The organism is Parabacteroides sp. AF19-14 (assembly GCF_003635485.1).
GTDB lineage: Bacteria > Bacteroidota > Bacteroidia > Bacteroidales > Tannerellaceae > Parabacteroides > Parabacteroides distasonis.
Window position 1 is genome coordinate 45,387 of the sequence record NZ_QTMJ01000019.1, and the last position, 15,413, is coordinate 60,799.

Annotated in this window: 14 protein-coding genes; 6 read left to right on the forward strand and 8 right to left on the reverse strand. The window is 43.7% G+C overall.

What is annotated here, in order from left to right:
• The first annotated feature begins 18 nt into the window (after positions 1-18).
• Positions 19-1,239, forward strand: a complete 1,221-nt coding sequence (locus DWX33_RS16885) for a DcaP family trimeric outer membrane transporter (RefSeq protein WP_057326164.1) — start codon at positions 19-21, stop codon at positions 1,237-1,239.
• Positions 1,240-1,335: 96 nt separating this feature from the next.
• Here DWX33_RS16885 and DWX33_RS16890 read toward each other — a convergent pair whose 3' ends face one another.
• On the reverse strand, positions 1,336-2,346 hold the full coding sequence (locus DWX33_RS16890; RefSeq protein ID WP_005859941.1) for an aspartate-semialdehyde dehydrogenase: 1,011 nt from the start codon (positions 2,344-2,346) through the stop codon (positions 1,336-1,338).
• A gap of 153 nt (positions 2,347-2,499) precedes the next feature.
• On the opposite strand from DWX33_RS16890, the gene DWX33_RS16895 reads away from it, so the two are divergent.
• Positions 2,500-4,860 (forward strand): lamin tail domain-containing protein, encoded by a 2,361-nt coding sequence (locus DWX33_RS16895; protein WP_122380722.1) that lies wholly within the window; start codon positions 2,500-2,502, stop codon positions 4,858-4,860.
• 33 nt (positions 4,861-4,893) lie between these two features.
• A complete protein-coding gene (locus DWX33_RS16900) occupies positions 4,894-5,172 on the forward strand; it encodes a hypothetical protein (RefSeq protein WP_048927034.1) in 279 nt (92 codons plus the stop codon).
• Between the two features lie 102 nt (positions 5,173-5,274).
• Here the strand turns inward: DWX33_RS16900 and DWX33_RS16905 are convergent, their stop codons facing one another.
• Positions 5,275-6,405, reverse strand: coding sequence for a clostripain-related cysteine peptidase (locus DWX33_RS16905; RefSeq protein WP_048927035.1), 1,131 nt, complete (start codon positions 6,403-6,405; stop codon positions 5,275-5,277).
• A gap of 151 nt (positions 6,406-6,556) precedes the next feature.
• Here DWX33_RS16905 and DWX33_RS16910 point away from each other — a divergent pair, with 151 nt between their 5' ends.
• Positions 6,557-7,117 carry a DUF3575 domain-containing protein gene (locus tag DWX33_RS16910; RefSeq protein WP_005863367.1) on the forward strand — a complete coding sequence of 187 codons (561 nt, stop codon included), beginning with the start codon at positions 6,557-6,559 and terminating at the stop codon, positions 7,115-7,117.
• A gap of 12 nt (positions 7,118-7,129) precedes the next feature.
• Positions 7,130-7,636, forward strand: a complete 507-nt coding sequence (locus DWX33_RS16915; protein WP_008772995.1) for a DUF3868 domain-containing protein — start codon at positions 7,130-7,132, stop codon at positions 7,634-7,636.
• A 137-nt stretch (positions 7,637-7,773) separates the two neighbouring features.
• Here the strand turns inward: DWX33_RS16915 and DWX33_RS16920 are convergent, their stop codons facing one another.
• Together DWX33_RS16920 and DWX33_RS16925 are read right to left on the reverse strand one after the other, a co-directional pair.
• A complete protein-coding gene (locus DWX33_RS16920; protein ID WP_122380723.1) occupies positions 7,774-8,253 on the reverse strand; it encodes a hypothetical protein in 480 nt (159 codons plus the stop codon).
• Positions 8,253-9,248, reverse strand: coding sequence for an AAA family ATPase (locus DWX33_RS16925; RefSeq protein WP_122380724.1), 996 nt, complete (start codon positions 9,246-9,248; stop codon positions 8,253-8,255). Before DWX33_RS16925 ends, DWX33_RS16920 begins: the two co-directional genes overlap by 1 nt.
• A gap of 258 nt (positions 9,249-9,506) precedes the next feature.
• Here DWX33_RS16925 and DWX33_RS16930 point away from each other — a divergent pair, with 258 nt between their 5' ends.
• The gene (locus DWX33_RS16930) at positions 9,507-10,424 is read left to right on the forward strand and encodes an Rpn family recombination-promoting nuclease/putative transposase (protein ID WP_122380742.1); all 918 of its coding nucleotides are present in this window, start codon (positions 9,507-9,509) and stop codon (positions 10,422-10,424) included.
• A gap of 1,300 nt (positions 10,425-11,724) precedes the next feature.
• On the opposite strand, the gene DWX33_RS16935 is transcribed toward DWX33_RS16930, so the two are convergent.
• The 4 genes from DWX33_RS16935 to DWX33_RS16950 all read right to left on the reverse strand — a co-directional run bounded on the left by DWX33_RS16935 (position 11,725) and on the right by DWX33_RS16950 (position 15,406).
• On the reverse strand, positions 11,725-12,762 hold the full coding sequence (locus DWX33_RS16935; RefSeq protein ID WP_122380725.1) for a fimbrillin family protein: 1,038 nt from the start codon (positions 12,760-12,762) through the stop codon (positions 11,725-11,727).
• Positions 12,763-12,815: 53 nt separating this feature from the next.
• Positions 12,816-13,847, reverse strand: coding sequence for a DUF5119 domain-containing protein (locus DWX33_RS16940; protein WP_122380726.1), 1,032 nt, complete (start codon positions 13,845-13,847; stop codon positions 12,816-12,818).
• Positions 13,844-14,419, reverse strand: a complete 576-nt coding sequence (locus tag DWX33_RS16945; protein WP_122380727.1) for a DUF5119 domain-containing protein — start codon at positions 14,417-14,419, stop codon at positions 13,844-13,846. The genes DWX33_RS16940 and DWX33_RS16945 overlap by 4 nt, the downstream gene beginning before the upstream one ends.
• Positions 14,420-14,551: 132 nt before the next feature.
• The gene (locus DWX33_RS16950) at positions 14,552-15,406 is read right to left on the reverse strand and encodes a helix-turn-helix transcriptional regulator (protein ID WP_036651698.1); all 855 of its coding nucleotides are present in this window, start codon (positions 15,404-15,406) and stop codon (positions 14,552-14,554) included.
• Positions 15,407-15,413 lie beyond the last annotated feature (7 nt).

A 15,413-nucleotide genomic window follows, 5' to 3' on the forward strand; every position in this document is an offset into this window, starting at 1 on the left:
AGATTGACCGGAATGGAAATGAAACGCAACTTGCTTCTTTTGATCGGCCTATGTATGGCGGTATGCGTACAGGCGCAAAAGAAAAACTTCTCTTACAAATTTTACGGACAGGTACGTGGAGACTTGTTCTATAATTCCCGTGCGAACGCCGAGATCGTGGATGGTTTGTTCCACCTATATCCGAAGGACGTGGCGTTGGATGCGGATGGCAAGGACTTGAACGCTAGTCCGAACGGTAGTTTTTACCTGCTTTACTCCCGTTTGGGAATCGATGTACAAGGACCGAAGGTTGGTTCGGCCAAGACTTCCTTGAAACTGGAGGCCGATTTCCGGGGTTCGGGTAGCAATTGGGCGGTGCTCCGTATCCGTCATGCCTATGTGAATCTGGATTGGGGCAAGTCCGCTGTCTTGATCGGACAGACATGGCATCCGCTATTTGGCGAGGTCTTTCCACAGATGTTGAATCTTTCTACCGGCGCTCCGTTCCAGCCCTTTAACCGCAGCCCGCAAATTCGTTATCGTTATACGGACAATGGGTGGCAATTGACCGGGTCGGTTCTATGGCAGTTGCAATATCTATCGGCCGGACCGAACGGAAAGAGCGAGGAATATATCAAGAATAGTTGCGTGCCGGAAGTCTATCTCGGGGTGGATTATAAGAAACCCGGTTGGCAGGTAGGAGCCGGTATGGAGATCTTGTCGTTGGTGCCGAGAACGCAGAACGAGGTGGATGGCAAGATTTATAAAGTCAGCGAGCGGGTTTCTTCCGTATCCGGCGAGGCGCACGTGAAATATCAGGACGCGAATTGGTTGGTGATGGCGAAAACATTGCTGGCTTCTAACTTGACGCAAACTTGTATGTTGGGTGGTTACGGCGTCACCTCTATCGACCCACGTACCGGCGAACAGGAATATTCACCGTATCTTTTCTCTACTTCTTGGTTGAATATCGTGTACGGAAAGAAATGGAAACCGGGTTTGTTCTTAGGCTATTTGAAGAACTTGGGAGCGAATGAGGCACTGGTAGGCAAAACCTATGGCGTAGGTCTGGACGTAGATCAGGTATTTACGACCAACCTGCAGCTTTCGTATAATCTTCCGCACTGGAAATTAGGTGTTGAATATAGCCCTTCCATCGCATGGTATGGCCATGTGGATTTGCAAGATGGCGGACGGATTCATGACACACATTCGATAACCAACCATCGGGTATTGGGCGTATTGATTTATACGTTTTGAGAAGGCATGGAGGAATTACGCTAAGGAATAAAAAAGCGGGATAAGAGTATTCTCTTGATCCCGCTTCCACGTATATAGAATTTACAAAGTTGTCTGTTATTTGATATTACCCACCTTTAGCAAGTACTCGGCGATCTGCACGGCGTTCAAAGCGGCGCCTTTCTTGATCTGGTCGCTCACGGTCCAGAATGTCAAACCATTCGGGTTGCTGATATCCTTACGGATACGGCCTACGTAAACCGGATCGTGATCCGCTACGAACAACGGCATCGGATAATCCTTGTTTGCCGGTTCATCCTGCAATACCACACCCTCAGCCTCGGCGAAAGCCTTGCGAGCCTCTTCCACGCTGATCGGACGCTCTGTCTCTACCCAAGTAGATTCGCTATGCGCACGCATAACCGGTACGCGAACACAGGTAGCGCTCACCTCGATATCCGAGTGCATGATCTTACGGGTCTCGTTATACATCTTCATCTCCTCTTTCGTATAGCCATTTTCCGTGAATACGTCTACGTGAGGGATTACGTTATATGCCAATTGATAAGCGAATTTCTCCACTGTAGGCTCCTCGCCCTTTAATAATTGCTCATATTGTTTTACCAACTCAGCCATAGCGGTAGCGCCCGCTCCACTGGCAGCTTGATAAGTAGATACGTGAACACGCTTGATATGAGATAAGTTCTCGATCGCCTTCAACGCTACAACCATCTGGATCGTGGTACAATTCGGGTTAGCGATCACGCCACGAGGACGATTCAAGGCATCCTCCGGGTTTACTTCCGGTACGACCAATGGAACATCCTCGTCCATACGGAACGCGCTGGAGTTATCGATCATCACCGTACCATGTTTCGTGATCGTCTTCTCAAATTCCTTGGAAGTACCACCTCCGGCTGAAACAAAAGCAACATCGATTCCCTTAAAGTCGTCGTTATGCTTCAGTTCCTTAACGGTATACTGTTTACCACGGAAGGTATAAACACGTCCGGCACTACGAGATGAGCCAAAAAGTACCAGCTCATCCATCGGGAAGTTTCTCTGGTCGAGTACACGCAGGAACTCCTGTCCTACGGCTCCACTTACACCAACAATTGCTACTTTCATTTTGAGCACTGATTTAATTTGAATAATGTAAAATAGTTATAACTTTGCTGCGCAAAAGGGCTTTCGATTTTAAGCCTTTTAGCCCCCTTAGTTTACAGTTGTAAGTTATTGAGGTGCAAAGATAGAGAAATTTATAACTAAAACGATATAGCTATGAAACAATTATTATTAATTCTTGCATTTTTACTTCCTGTTTGTGCGTTTTCCCAGTTACAAGAACCGTTTGATGGACCGGAGATAACATCGGCTAATCCTTGGAGAGGAGACTTGGATTGTTTTGTGATAGATAACGGTTGGCTGGTCTCATGTGCGGATCCTGCCCGGGGAAGCGTGTCCTTAGAGATTCCGATTACCTATTCGGCTACTATGCAATGGGAGTTATGTGTTGGAATGGATTTTATACCCAGCGATCGAAATCACGTTCGATTCCATGTATTTCAAGATAACCAGAGCATTTCTGGGCTTAAAGCTGATTATTATATACAGATTGGAAGCAATAAGAAAACGATTACCCTGCGAAGACAGGTAGAAACAGAGAAAAAGCCTAAAGTCTTGATCGAAAAAGTACTTGAAGATTTGACAAAAGAGGTTACTATGCAGATTAAGCTTACGCTGAATGACCGTAAGGATTGGAGTTTGTATGTTCTTGAATCTGATGGTGATGGTTATGTCTTGATAGGGAGTTGCGAGTCTAAGGTTTCTTCTTCTTGTAAGGGAGGGGATTTACGTCTGGAATGTCGTTATACCAAAACACGAGTGAATGGTTTTGGTTTTACTCATGTTAGTGTGTCTCAAGAAATCTCTTCGGAACCGGAGAGGCCGTCCGAACCGGATGTTCCGGAGGAGAAACCTGTCTCACCCCAGCTAATCGCTATTCAACCTTTTTCCGTATCTGTTTTTCAATTGCGATATGATAGTCCGGTGAATATCGAGGATGCCGTATTTTCCATTTCCGGTATGGGGGAGGCTTCTCGTATCGTTTATGCGGATGAAACGAAAGCGAACGTGAATATAAGTTTCGATGAGGAGCTGGATCTGGGAGTGGAATATCATTTGTCTTGTTCCGGCTTGAAAGACGCTAAAGGGAATGAGATGCCGGATGATGTGGCTACTATCTTATTGGAATATGAAGAAGACCCAGATATTCCTGATGTTCCGGAAACCCCGGAAACCCCTTCTCTCCCTTTCGGTAGTATCCGTATTAATGAAGTGATGGCTGATCCGAAAGGGCAAACCGCTTTTCCCGAGACGGAATATGTGGAATTACATAATACGACTGAAGAGACGATTTCCTTGAAAGGCTGGATGTTTTTATATGGCGCTAAATCTACGGAACTAACCGCCGCCTCTCTGGAAGCGGATGGATATATCGTGCTTTATCGGTCTGGTAGGGATATACATATTGACGATTCGGGACAAGATATGCCCTTGGATAAATTCCCGGCGTCCTTGGCGAACACGGGGAAGGAGCTTGCGTTATTCGATCCTTCCGGTAAGGAGATCGACCGGATTGCCTATGAGAAAGCGAAAGCCGGTATCGCTTGGGAACGTTCTGAAATCGGTTTTTATTTATCAACGGATGAGCGAGGAGGCACGCCGGGTTCCGCGAACTCTTCTCCTGACGATGAACCAGAAGATCCGGATCGTCCGGACACTCCCCATAAACCGGGTATCCCCACGGACATTATAGTCTTACCCAATGAGATCGTTTTTAATGAGTTGTTGCCGAATCCTTACCCGGAAGGGAGTGAGTATATCGAGCTTTATAATCGTTCGGACCGAGCATTGCCTTTGGCTGGACTGTCTGTTGCTACCCGTAAATCCGATGGTACATTGAGTACGCATTATCCTTTATCTTCTATAGTCTCTCCGGTAGAACCACAAGATTATGCGTTGCTGACTAAAAGTATAGAAGGAGTGAGCGACTTTTATCTGGTATCTTCGCCGGATGCTTTGCATGAATTAAAACTTCCGGTCTTGGCAAATACCTCCGCTACGCTAGTCCTGTTTCGTACAGAAGATGAGGTTATGATCGATGAGATTCGTTATACTTCTAAATGGCATGCTCCATCCGTGAAAAACGAGAAGGGGATTGCCTTGGAGCGGATTAATCCTGATAGCGATACGCAGGATGAGATGAATTGGACCTCGGCTTCGGCCACGGCGGGATACGGTACGCCCGGCTATCGGAATTCCCAATATGGAAAGCAAGATGAAGGCGAGGTCACGGGCATAGAGTCTCCCGTTTATTCTGAGGCAACGAAGGAATATACGATCTCCTACCATCTTGATGAATCCGGCTATACCTGTAGGGCCTGGATATTTGATATCTCCGGAAGGCGTATCAGTGAGGTGGTAAATCATGACTTATTAGGGATAGAAGGTGAATTGGCTTGGAACGGCCTTGCGGTGAATGGTTCCAAGGTGAGAACAGGAGTCTATATTTTCTATGCGGAACTCGTTCATCCTCAAGGAAAAATTGAACGTTATAAAGAAGTTTTCCTAGTGAAATAGAATGGGATGTGAAATATAAATACTATTTTTGTCATGAGTGATTTTGAAAGAAGGAGAGAAAAGAATAAAGAGGCACGAGAGTTAGTGAAGATACGGAGGGAGAATATCGCGAAGTATTTCTTTGACCTGTCAAAGTTGACATTTGCGGCTTTAGTGTTGGGATTAGGTGGAGCTTTCTTTAATATAGGTAATTGGGAAAGGTTATCATATGTTGATACTATACCTTTGATCATTTGGTATATTTTTGGAGTTGGCTTAGTTGCTACCGTATGGTTCGCATATATTGGAAGTTTAATACTTAAAATAGATTAGTATGATAGTAGTGGCTGTGTTTTTTACAATTGTTGCTGCAATAGCAGGGAGTATCTTACTATTTCTTCACACTCCTCGCGGAAAGCGTTGGATAAGAGGTGATTAATAGACCGCTTTATACCACTCAAGATCCTTGTACCACTCATTTAGTTTGGGCAAGGCTTCTTGGGGGATGTAGATAGATAAGCCGCTATATTTATTGACCGGCAGATAGCTTCCATACGGATACGGATAAGCGTAAACCGCCTTGGGTGTAGTAGCCTTGTAAATAACCGCCTTTTCCATGCTCCGCTTGAATGCGTTATATTGCTCTTCCGTGGCCAGACGGCTCACGTAATCATCAAAATCATATAAGGCATGATAATTCGGCGTCAAATACTCCATGATCTGCAATTCGCTAACGGGTACGGCGAAAAGATCTCTTTCCGTCTTATCATGGAATAGGGTACGGCAAGTAGCAGCCAATTCATCCAACTCATCGCTTTTCATGACCGAGATCGTTCCTGCCTCACTTTGATAATACGTATAAAACTTTGTCGCTATCCCCACCACATCAGCTTCTTTCTTGAACATATCCCCCATTATCGATTGATAAGGGAAGCCGTTCGCCAATATCTCCGTTGGCGAGCCGATAATATAATCCGCACATCCCCGGAAAGCGTAAGCTACCTCGGCACACGACATATAACAAGCGTCGAACAAAATAAAATCAAAATGATACTTCGATAAAGCGGAGGCCAAATCATTGATCTCCATGAAATTATTCTTCCCATCCTGCCCGAAAGAACGCAGATAGCTATAGATATCCGAAGGTAGCCATCCCGTTCCGTGACTCCACAGCACCAACCCGTAACTATCCGCCGGATATTCCTTTTGTACCTTGTCGATTATTTGCGTCAGCGTCTCGGTAGAGGCCGAGTTCTGGTTCGAGTCGTAGGTCTCGAGCACGATCTGCCGGATGGTATCCGCTTCCAGCTTTAATTGAAAAAGCTGGGGAGCCTCGTTCTGCTTATCCGTATAGATCAACAAATTGCCGTTGTTTAATCCATCTCGCTCAATCCCTTCCTTTATCGCCCTCAGGTTTTGGCTCACGTATCCACTCAAGCTATTATCCCCCGCGAAATAGATAAGAACCGTACGAGGGGCAGTAGTAGGGATAACGACCTCCTCTTTATCGCAAGCGACAAACGAAAGGAGTGACAGGAAAAAAATCACGATATATTTAGCCTTCATGAGTCATATTCTGGATTTATTTTACAAAGATAACGTTTTTCATTTGAAATCATGGATATTATATAAGTTAACGTACAAATGAACTGATAAATAATATTTATATTTGTACGGTTTTGCCTCTTAAATAAACAAACCTAATGAACCGGGAGATATGAATAAACTATATTTACTGTTAGTATTTCTTTTGTCAACCTTTATGGATATTCAAGGACAGGTCGTGGCCGTGAAGACCAATGTGCTTTATGACGCGATCACTACGCCGAACGTAGGGGCGGAGGTCGCGTTCAACAAGCATTGGTCGGTTGAGGCATCGGGGTATTATAACGGTTGGACATTCTCGAGCGATAAGTCCTTTAAGCATTGGATGATACAACCAGAGGCGCGCTACTGGATACACGAGCGTTTCAACGGACATTTCTTCGGGGTTCATGCCCAGTATATGGATTACGATTTCGCCGGTTTGAAGCTCCTGTATGGGATGGAGAAAAAGAATAGTTATAACGGTAACGCTTATGGCGGCGGTATCTCTTATGGTTATCAGTTATACGTGTCGCCCCGTTGGAACGTGGAGTTCACGGCGGGTTTCGGATACTTGCATTTCGAATATGATAAGTACGCTTTTCCTAGAGGAGATGCGCCTATCGGCAAGTTCCGCAACGAGTATTGGGGATTAACAAAGGCGGGTATCAGTATCGTTTACATCATCAAATAAAGAGATAAATCTATGAAGACATTCATTTATATATGCTTGCTTGTGATCGGCCTTGTTCTTCCGGCAGGAGCGCAGGTGCCTATACAATCTTACCGGGGGCAAGTCTCCGTGAAGCAAAACCGCATCGAGCGGGAGGGCAACTCCTTGCGTCTAGACCTAACGATCAGTGTCTGCGGACTCTCCGTGGGACGATATCAAACGCTGTCCTTGATGCCGATGTTGCGTAGCGACAGAGATTCCGTAGTCATGGCCCCGGTAGTACTAAACGGGGCAAACAAGCAAAAAATGTACGACCGTACCTTAGTTTTCGAAGGCAAGAAAGCCGCCGATGGCGACACTTATACGGTAATCAAGAACACCCCGGAACTGATCCGGGAAATCCCCTATGAACTATCCATTCCATACCACCCATGGATGAAGAACGCCGCTCTGATCTTGGTTGGGGAGTTGGATAATTATGAAGGTGCGCCATTACGAACATTCGTAAACGTATTGACAGAACATTTGGACATTCCGTAAAATAGTTTTTAACGCATTCCGTTATCTTGCAAGTACTGTCGAATAAGCGTAGGCGGTAGACTTGGGTATGGGCTTGTGCCTGCAATGTGTTCTGTATCTTTCGCTATGTTTCAGTCCACAATATCCCAAGAAGCTTGCTACAGTTTTGATGTTTGCCCATCAATAAGAGCTTTCATTTCTGCGCTCTTAATTTCGTGAAATAACTTTTTGAAGTTCGTATCCTCTTTGCTCGATACTTGCTTTGTCTGCGCTGTAAAAGATCTCAATTCATCTGAAAGATCGAATTGTTTCATCTCAACTTTCTCTTCCTTAGCGCATTTTAGGATAAAGCGGTCTACGGCAGGATCGATCATTATTAAGAAATGAGCCTTGTCCGGGTGTTTGTAAAAATATAGGGAGTCCGTATGTCCTATTTCCGCAAATTCGTTGACGTAACTGACCTGTCGTTTGTCTTTATCCACTATTCCAACCGCGAATTTATCCGATAACTTTTCTTTCATCACTTTTACGACGTTGTTACAGCCTTTCTGATGATTATATCCTTTAGCGGTGGGAACCAACGTCTCGATTAGGTTTGTATCGACGTAGCATTCCGGAATTATGTAGAGTTCTGCCATTATCTTAAGAAGGTTTCGGTGTTGAAAAATAGGTCGATGCCATATTCGTACATTTCTTGTACTTCTGTGTCACTGGCTCTTTTCACGAAAGTTTCCCCATTCCTGAAGTCAACTAGGTAAATGGCAAGTTCGTCACTCGGTAATTCCAGAAAGTCGTTAACCACATAAGGACTGTGTGTCGTTATAAAAAACTGGTTTCTGTCCGATTGGATAATATCCTGCGTTACCTTTGATATGAAAGGAGGGTATGAGTGGGCTTCCGGTTCTTCAAAAACTAATGCGGACTCACTGTTACTTTCAATAGCCGCTTTGTAGAAAATCATACGCTGCAGGGTATCGGCTATGGAATGAAATGGAATTAAAAATATCTCTCCCGGTTTCTTTTCTTTCATTACTTTAATCTCCTGGCTATTGGTATCGAAGACATATTTCAAGCCATAGTCGTTGAAAATAGTTCTTAATTCTTCTTTCAACTTGGGCATCATGGAAACGATATTCATCAAATTGCTTCCTCCCGGAGGTAATAGGAAAGGAATCGGTAATTTCTCCTTATCGAATGCTGGTGGATAAAAATAGCATTTGAAAGGGTTTGCCGTTGGAATATCTATATTTTTCTTGGCGGGTATCGTCAAGTTGGAAATAGTAAAAGCTACATCTTGTGCGGGATGAGCCGGATTGGTTTGCGAATAAAGAAGTCCCATGTTATCCATTTTTACTTCTACATTCACCTTGTTCGTTTTCACAGAAATTGGGCTATCTACATGGCCGTCGAAAAATAACTCTGCATCGTTCTCCGTACGGATAAACTGCTGGATGCTTCTTTTCCGGGTATATTTCAAATAGGGCAGACAAAACAAGGACATCGCTTCCAATAGATTACTTTTACCCACATTCGGCTTGCCAATAATCAAGTTGATCCTCCGGCATTGGTCTAAAGTCACATCTTTGATTGACTTGAAGTTGCTTATATGAATATGATTTATGATAGTCTCCATTTTATGACTTTATGTGATTTAAACAGGATTGACAAAGATAATGATTTTTCTATGACTTTATGCGATTTGAGCTGGCTTACTTTGCCAACGAAGTTAACTTACTTTGCGAATTCTAGAAAAGGATTGTTCGTCTTTCGCTGAAAGAAAGTTCTTGCTATTGTTTCTTTCCGAATTAAGGACTATCTTTGGCAGAGTGTCCTATAGTGGATAGCGAATCAAAATCAATTGACTATGAAAACAAAAAAGGAACAAGAGTTTATGAACGAGATGCAAGACAAGTATATCCGTTTCGATTGGGCCATCAAGCGTCTGCTTCGTCAGAAGGCCAATTTCGATGTGCTCGAGGGGTTTCTCACGGTATTCATCGGGGAGAGGATCACGATCGTGGAGCTGCTGGAGAGCGAGGGCAACCAACTGTCTGCGGAAGACAAGTTCAACCGTGTGGACATCAAGGCCCTGAACAGCAAGGGGGAAATCATCATCATAGAGATACAGAACACGCGCGAGCTTTATTACCTCGAACGCATCCTCTACGGTGTCGCGAAGGCGATCACCGAGCATATCTATCTGGGCGAGGCTTACTATAAGGTGAAGAAGATCTATTCGATCAGCATTCTCTATTTCGATATTGGCATCGGCGAGGATTACCTGTACCATGGGCAGAACCAGTTCATTGGCGTTCACTCGAAGGACCGTTTGCTGGTTAACACGAAGGAGCGAGAGGCGATCGTTTCCCGCCTGCCCTCCGAGATCTTCCCCGAATATATCCTAATACGCGTGAACGAGTTCAACAAGGTGGCCGTCACTCCCTTGGAGGAGTGGATGGATTACTTGAAGGACGGCCGTATCCGTCCCGACACGACGGTTCCCGGTTTGGGCGAGGCGCGCGAGAAATTGCGATACTACTCCATGCCCCCCGCCGAGCGTCACGCCTACGATGAGCACTTGAGCGCTATCATGATCCAAAACGACGTACTTGATTCCGCTAAGCTAGAAGGTAGGATCGAGGGTCGTGAAGAAGGTCGTGAAGAAGGTCGAAAGGAGGGCCTAAAGGAGGGTCGTGAGGAAGGATTGGTCGAAGGCCTAGAGCGAACCGCCCAAAGAATGAAAGCCTTAGGCTTCGACTCCGAGATGATCCGGCAAGTAACCGGTCTTGGTTCGGGTGAATATGATTGAGTCTTATTGCTTTTCTTTCATCACTTTGTTTTGCTTACTGAGAAAGGTTTAGTCTCATGGCTAACTAAATAATCCAAAATCATCTACCATATCTACCACTGCATGTATAAATAATTGATTATAATTAATTTATCGAGTGGTGGTAGATGCTTGCCATCTACCACTATCAGTTTGTATCTACCACCATTTGCTATTTCTCAACCACTAAATACAGCTGTCCCCCTTACTCACCAACCGCATCATTAGCCCTAACGCATCGCCCGTTGCGCAACGGTATGCCGGCATACCGGCTACTTGATTATTTTAGGCTTTGTAAACCAGTCACCTGCTTTATAAATAAGACGCTAAGTAGTCAACTAAAAACGTTAACATACAGATGGTTATAGTTTTTGTGGTATAAAACAAGAGTTTTCCGGTATGAAAACTCTTGTTTCCCTTGGAAGAAACTCTTGTTTTGTGCTTACGAAACTTTAGTTTTCCTTAGGAGAAACTATTCTCAAAGGAAACTTATTAGCCATATCGCTTTGTCCATCGATAGCCACTCTGCCAAGCGTTAAATACCGGCTCCTCATTTATTCCCATATGTCCGAAAAAACTGACGGATCAATGTTTTTCGAAAATAACACGTTTTCTCATCCAAAGTAAAGAAAAAGCGCAAATATCAAGTATAAGTGGTAGATGATGAATGATAATTGTAGATGTTTGGATATCTACAACCAATAGGTAATGTTCTTATTGATAAAGTGGTATATGATATAGTGGCAGATATGGTAGATGTTTTCATAAAATCAATATTAGTAAGTAGCTGATTCATCCACGGACTATTTCGCATGAGCCGTTAATTCCCTACCTCGCAAAAATAAGTGACCTGTATCCATTGGCCCTTGTGAAAGTGGATAAGTTGCAATTGTCGAGATTTTAGTGTGGGATAATACTTTTAACGCTCTTGGTTAACTTATGCCCTTCTTCAGTGACCCAATGCGGCTATATGTGTTGCCTGATGCAACCTTTTGCGTTGGCTTTTGTGACCTATTGTGTGTGAAAAGGGGGCTTTTTGAAGTGGAAAAGGCTGTTTGTGGCTATCTTTTTCTCGCTGTTTTGCGATTCTGGAGGAATGGGTTTGTCACGATATGTGTTGTGTATCGAACAAAAAGGTGGATTATTATTTGTTTAGATAATGGGACGTTTTTTGTGGTTGTTTCAGAATGTCGTAGAAGAGTATACTTTTTATTACATTAAATAAGCCGAGAGTTTTTCTCCCGGCTTATTTAATACTTTAAAAGAATTGTATTTAGTTTTACTATTCTATTGCTGTCCAACCTGTAACCTTAGAGTCAACACTTACATCAGTTAAGGATATCTCTATAGTATATACATATTGTTTATTCATGGCCCATGCAGTTGGTTCAGTAGCTATTTGTTTAGTTACTGTGTTTGTAATAGTAGTACTCTCTCCTGAAAGATTTGTATCCTTTGTAACGACATCATAGGTGATAGTAATACTAGCTTCTTTGCCAGTTGTAGTTGATAATGTTTGGGGAACCATCAAGAAACTTGCTCCGCTTGTGATATCAATAGCAGTTGTTCCATTTGCAGTGGCCAAACTAGTATTAGTGAGAGTTATTGTATACGTTACTCCATTGCTCGCATTACCCCATCCCCAGCTAGGAGTTGATCCTGTATATTTTAATGTGTTTGTATTGTATATATTATTTAAAGTGATGCTTTTTATATTTACAGTTGTTTCGCTATTTAGGGCTTTTTGCATTTGAGCCTTAATATTAACTTTCGATAGGGCATGAGCAAAGTCGAACTCGATTTTCGTTTCACTTGCTGGTTTTTCTTTGTTCAGCAAAGTAGAATACATAAGGTCAACTTGTTCAGTGGCTTTATCTTGAACCACAAATTTGATATCGGGGAAACCTTTTGAGGCATTGGTATATGCCGTCTCAGCTCCTGTATTTTGGAATGTCATACCAGTCTTTGTGGTAGGGTAGTATGCAAAAAATGTGATTTTCTCTCCACTTGTGTTAGGCCAATACTTTACAGGGTTGTATGTCCATCCTGCTGTTTCTTTTTTAATGGATTGATCATACATGAAATTAGGAGTGTCAGCTGTATTGTCGTAATTCTCTGATTTTGTATAGAATGCAAATACTCCAAATGTATCATTATCTGTAAATTCTGATTTCTCTAACGCCTTCGTCTGTTTCCCCACATAAGTCCCGAAATTAATCGCATTATCACTTTTTGCTACCAATGTGTCAATCTCATCTTCGCCTGAGCAGCCAGCCAATACTACTAGGCTTAATGCTGCGATGAATAAATTTGTCTTCATAATGCTTAGTCTTTTAATGTTGTTTTATGTTGTTACTATTTATCATTCTATAGTTATGCGGGGATTACGATATTCGTCTCATCTCCCCAATTGTCTACACTTGCGTCGAATCCCCCTTCGCCTCCATTATTTTCCGGCTCCACATTCGGCAGTTCCAGCGGAATATCCTCGGGAGTTTCCTCCATATCCGGATCAGCCCCGGTACCGAGTGCCACTTCAACCTCTTTCGTATCATTATTAATAGAGGCGCGTTGGGTCACGTTATACTGTTTCGTAATCACCGTCTTGTTATCGACCAATAGGATTGATAACGTAAGTAAATTACCGGTCTCATCCGTGGCTTTCGATGTAATACCCGGCGTACCGAGTGTTAGGAAAGAGCCGGATAAGATACCGTCGGTCGTGGAATTCTCGTGAAAGGTTTTTTCTGTGAAGTCCACTAGTTGCGTTGCCATGCTATTTCCGGTCTTGCCATCCGCTATCCAATATGTATCTGCCATCCCTTTGATCGATCCCCTTGCTTTCCGGACATTGTGCAATCCTTTTATCTGCAAAGACAAATGGGTCGTAAAGATTACCTTTGTGGGTTGGCAAGCTAAGGAAAACTCTTTTCCCTCTTTCAGACTCGCCCGTATCATCTCTTGCGTAACCTCGAAACCTTCTAATGTAGCTACTGCGAAAGGTTCCGGGTCGTAGATTAACTGTTCTCCCTCTGTGGGCGTATACCAATCGCTTTCCGTTGTTTTCATCACGATCCGTAGGGTGTTATATTGATCTTGCCCCTCGATCGTAAGATAACTGTATTCTTCAGCCGCCTGATTAAATATCACTACGTTATAGATCCCTTTCTTTAATTGTACCTTGTCTCCTGTAACCATGTTGGTTAGAAAACGACTTGGCTCTCCTCCTTCAACGGGGTAAAAAAGTGCGGTCATACCATCCAACTCAATGCCACAAGGACTCCAGTTTATATCGAGGCGTACAGCGCAACGGTCTACATACTCGCCGATCATTGTCTCTTTCGAGCATCCCGCTAATCCAAGGATGAGCGAGAATAAGATGATAAATAATCGGCATTCTTTCATCGGATACTTGTTTTCGTTAGCCCGTTGATATTGCTCGCGATCTCTTTCTTATTATTACTTAAGCTCAAAGAACTATCCTTTGATAGAAAAACAGGCGACAAAGTCAATACCTTATGGCTTTTTATATCTGCCTTTATCTCCTCTAAACGGATTGAAGCGACATATAATGGGATTGCCTCCTCTTGACGTGCTTTCTCATTCCCTATTGAGGAAAGATACGCTTCCGCCTCCTCGAACCTTGACATATTGCGAAAATCTATGTTTTTCGCGTCGTAATTAAAAATCAATACATTGTATTTATCCGGTGGTAAGAATAGGGTGATGCCCTTTGCGTCTCCATCTGTCTGTATCATCGGTCCGCCCTCCGACGGGTAGATGCAATAACGAAGTTTCTCCGGTGCCGAAAAACCGGGTACCACGCTGTCCCAACGAAGGGTGTAAGTGATGTAGCCCGTACCTACTTTTTCCGGTTCCTCAGATCTCTCGCAACTACATTCCAGCACCATGCCGATAATGAATAAAACTGCGATCGTGACCTTTAAGATAATACTTGTCTTATTGTACCTATACATTTTATTTTTCTTTGAAAATCAATTATGATTGACCTTCTGGACGCAAATGTATAGGTAATGCTAAAGGGGAGAATTGTTATTTTTGTCCAAAGAGTTGCAAAAGTTGAGAGATTTTAAAAAAATCATTGAATATTATGTATTTTCATCCTTTAGAGAACGGACAGAGCGGGGAGATTGGCCGAAATTAGCCCTGCAGAAGTGCGAGAAGTTAGAAAGCGATTCAAAACCATACTTGTAACAAATCTCGGATATGGAAAGCTCGGTCATGATAAGGTCATTGTGGATGTCTTGGCATTTGCGTTTCAGCATCCATTGGTAGGCGGGCTCTCCGAACGTATCCTTGAAGATACGGCGGAAGGTGGGTACACTGTAGCCTCCCAATTGGGCGAAGGTCTCCACGTCTTTCGCCTTTTGGTAGTTCTGCATCACGAAATACTGGAAGCTGTGGCTATACCGGTAAATCGGGGCGTAAAAGGCGGCTAGCTCCTTGATGGGGTAGTAGCAGTTCAGCAAGTAGACCATCTCCGAGCGTTTGGCTTGCATCAGTCCGGAGCATCTTAAATCATCGTTGAGGTAGAGCTTCATGCCCTCGATGAAGAGTTGTATCGGCGGGACCATCGTCATGACGATGGGCTGCTGGCGTTCGTTCTCCACGATGGAGATGCCTTTATTGAAACGGTTGTCGCATATGTTTTGCGGACGCTCGAAGAGATAGATGATACATTCGGTGTAGTCGAGTACCTTGCATTCCACTTTCGAGCCGATCGGTTGCAATACGAACTGTCCGCCCCGGAACGTAGTGTCCGGGTGCTCCTCGCTGTTCAGCCAGATCTCTCCCTTGATCAGGAAGAATACCATGTTCTGCATGCATCTTGTCTGAGGGATCACGTACCCTTTCGGATAAAGACGATACTTGAATATATCCCTCTGGTAGAAACCACAAGAGGAACAATCGGTATATTTGGTGCAGCGATGGTCGGTTAACATAATTGGT

Excerpts from the sequence above, each read along its gene's own strand:
- DWX33_RS16930 (WP_122380742.1), top strand. The coding sequence starts at position 9,507 with ATGAACGAGATGCAAGACAAGTATATCCGTTTCGATTGGGCCATCAAG.
- DWX33_RS16945 (WP_122380727.1), bottom strand. The coding sequence starts at position 14,419 with ATGTATAGGTACAATAAGACAAGTATTATCTTAAAGGTCACGATCGCA.
- DWX33_RS16890 (WP_005859941.1), bottom strand. The coding sequence starts at position 2,346 with ATGAAAGTAGCAATTGTTGGTGTAAGTGGAGCCGTAGGACAGGAGTTC.
- DWX33_RS16905 (WP_048927035.1), bottom strand. The coding sequence starts at position 6,405 with ATGAAGGCTAAATATATCGTGATTTTTTTCCTGTCACTCCTTTCGTTT.
- DWX33_RS16920 (WP_122380723.1), bottom strand. The coding sequence starts at position 8,253 with ATGGCAGAACTCTACATAATTCCGGAATGCTACGTCGATACAAACCTA.
- DWX33_RS16925 (WP_122380724.1), bottom strand. The coding sequence starts at position 9,248 with ATGGAGACTATCATAAATCATATTCATATAAGCAACTTCAAGTCAATC.
- DWX33_RS16940 (WP_122380726.1), bottom strand. The coding sequence starts at position 13,847 with ATGAAAGAATGCCGATTATTTATCATCTTATTCTCGCTCATCCTTGGA.
- DWX33_RS16935 (WP_122380725.1), bottom strand. The coding sequence starts at position 12,762 with ATGAAGACAAATTTATTCATCGCAGCATTAAGCCTAGTAGTATTGGCT.
- DWX33_RS16885 (WP_057326164.1), top strand. The coding sequence starts at position 19 with ATGAAACGCAACTTGCTTCTTTTGATCGGCCTATGTATGGCGGTATGC.
- DWX33_RS16900 (WP_048927034.1), top strand. The coding sequence starts at position 4,894 with ATGAGTGATTTTGAAAGAAGGAGAGAAAAGAATAAAGAGGCACGAGAG.
- DWX33_RS16950 (WP_036651698.1), bottom strand. The coding sequence starts at position 15,406 with ATGTTAACCGACCATCGCTGCACCAAATATACCGATTGTTCCTCTTGT.
- DWX33_RS16910 (WP_005863367.1), top strand. The coding sequence starts at position 6,557 with ATGAATAAACTATATTTACTGTTAGTATTTCTTTTGTCAACCTTTATG.
- DWX33_RS16895 (WP_122380722.1), top strand. The coding sequence starts at position 2,500 with ATGAAACAATTATTATTAATTCTTGCATTTTTACTTCCTGTTTGTGCG.
- DWX33_RS16915 (WP_008772995.1), top strand. The coding sequence starts at position 7,130 with ATGAAGACATTCATTTATATATGCTTGCTTGTGATCGGCCTTGTTCTT.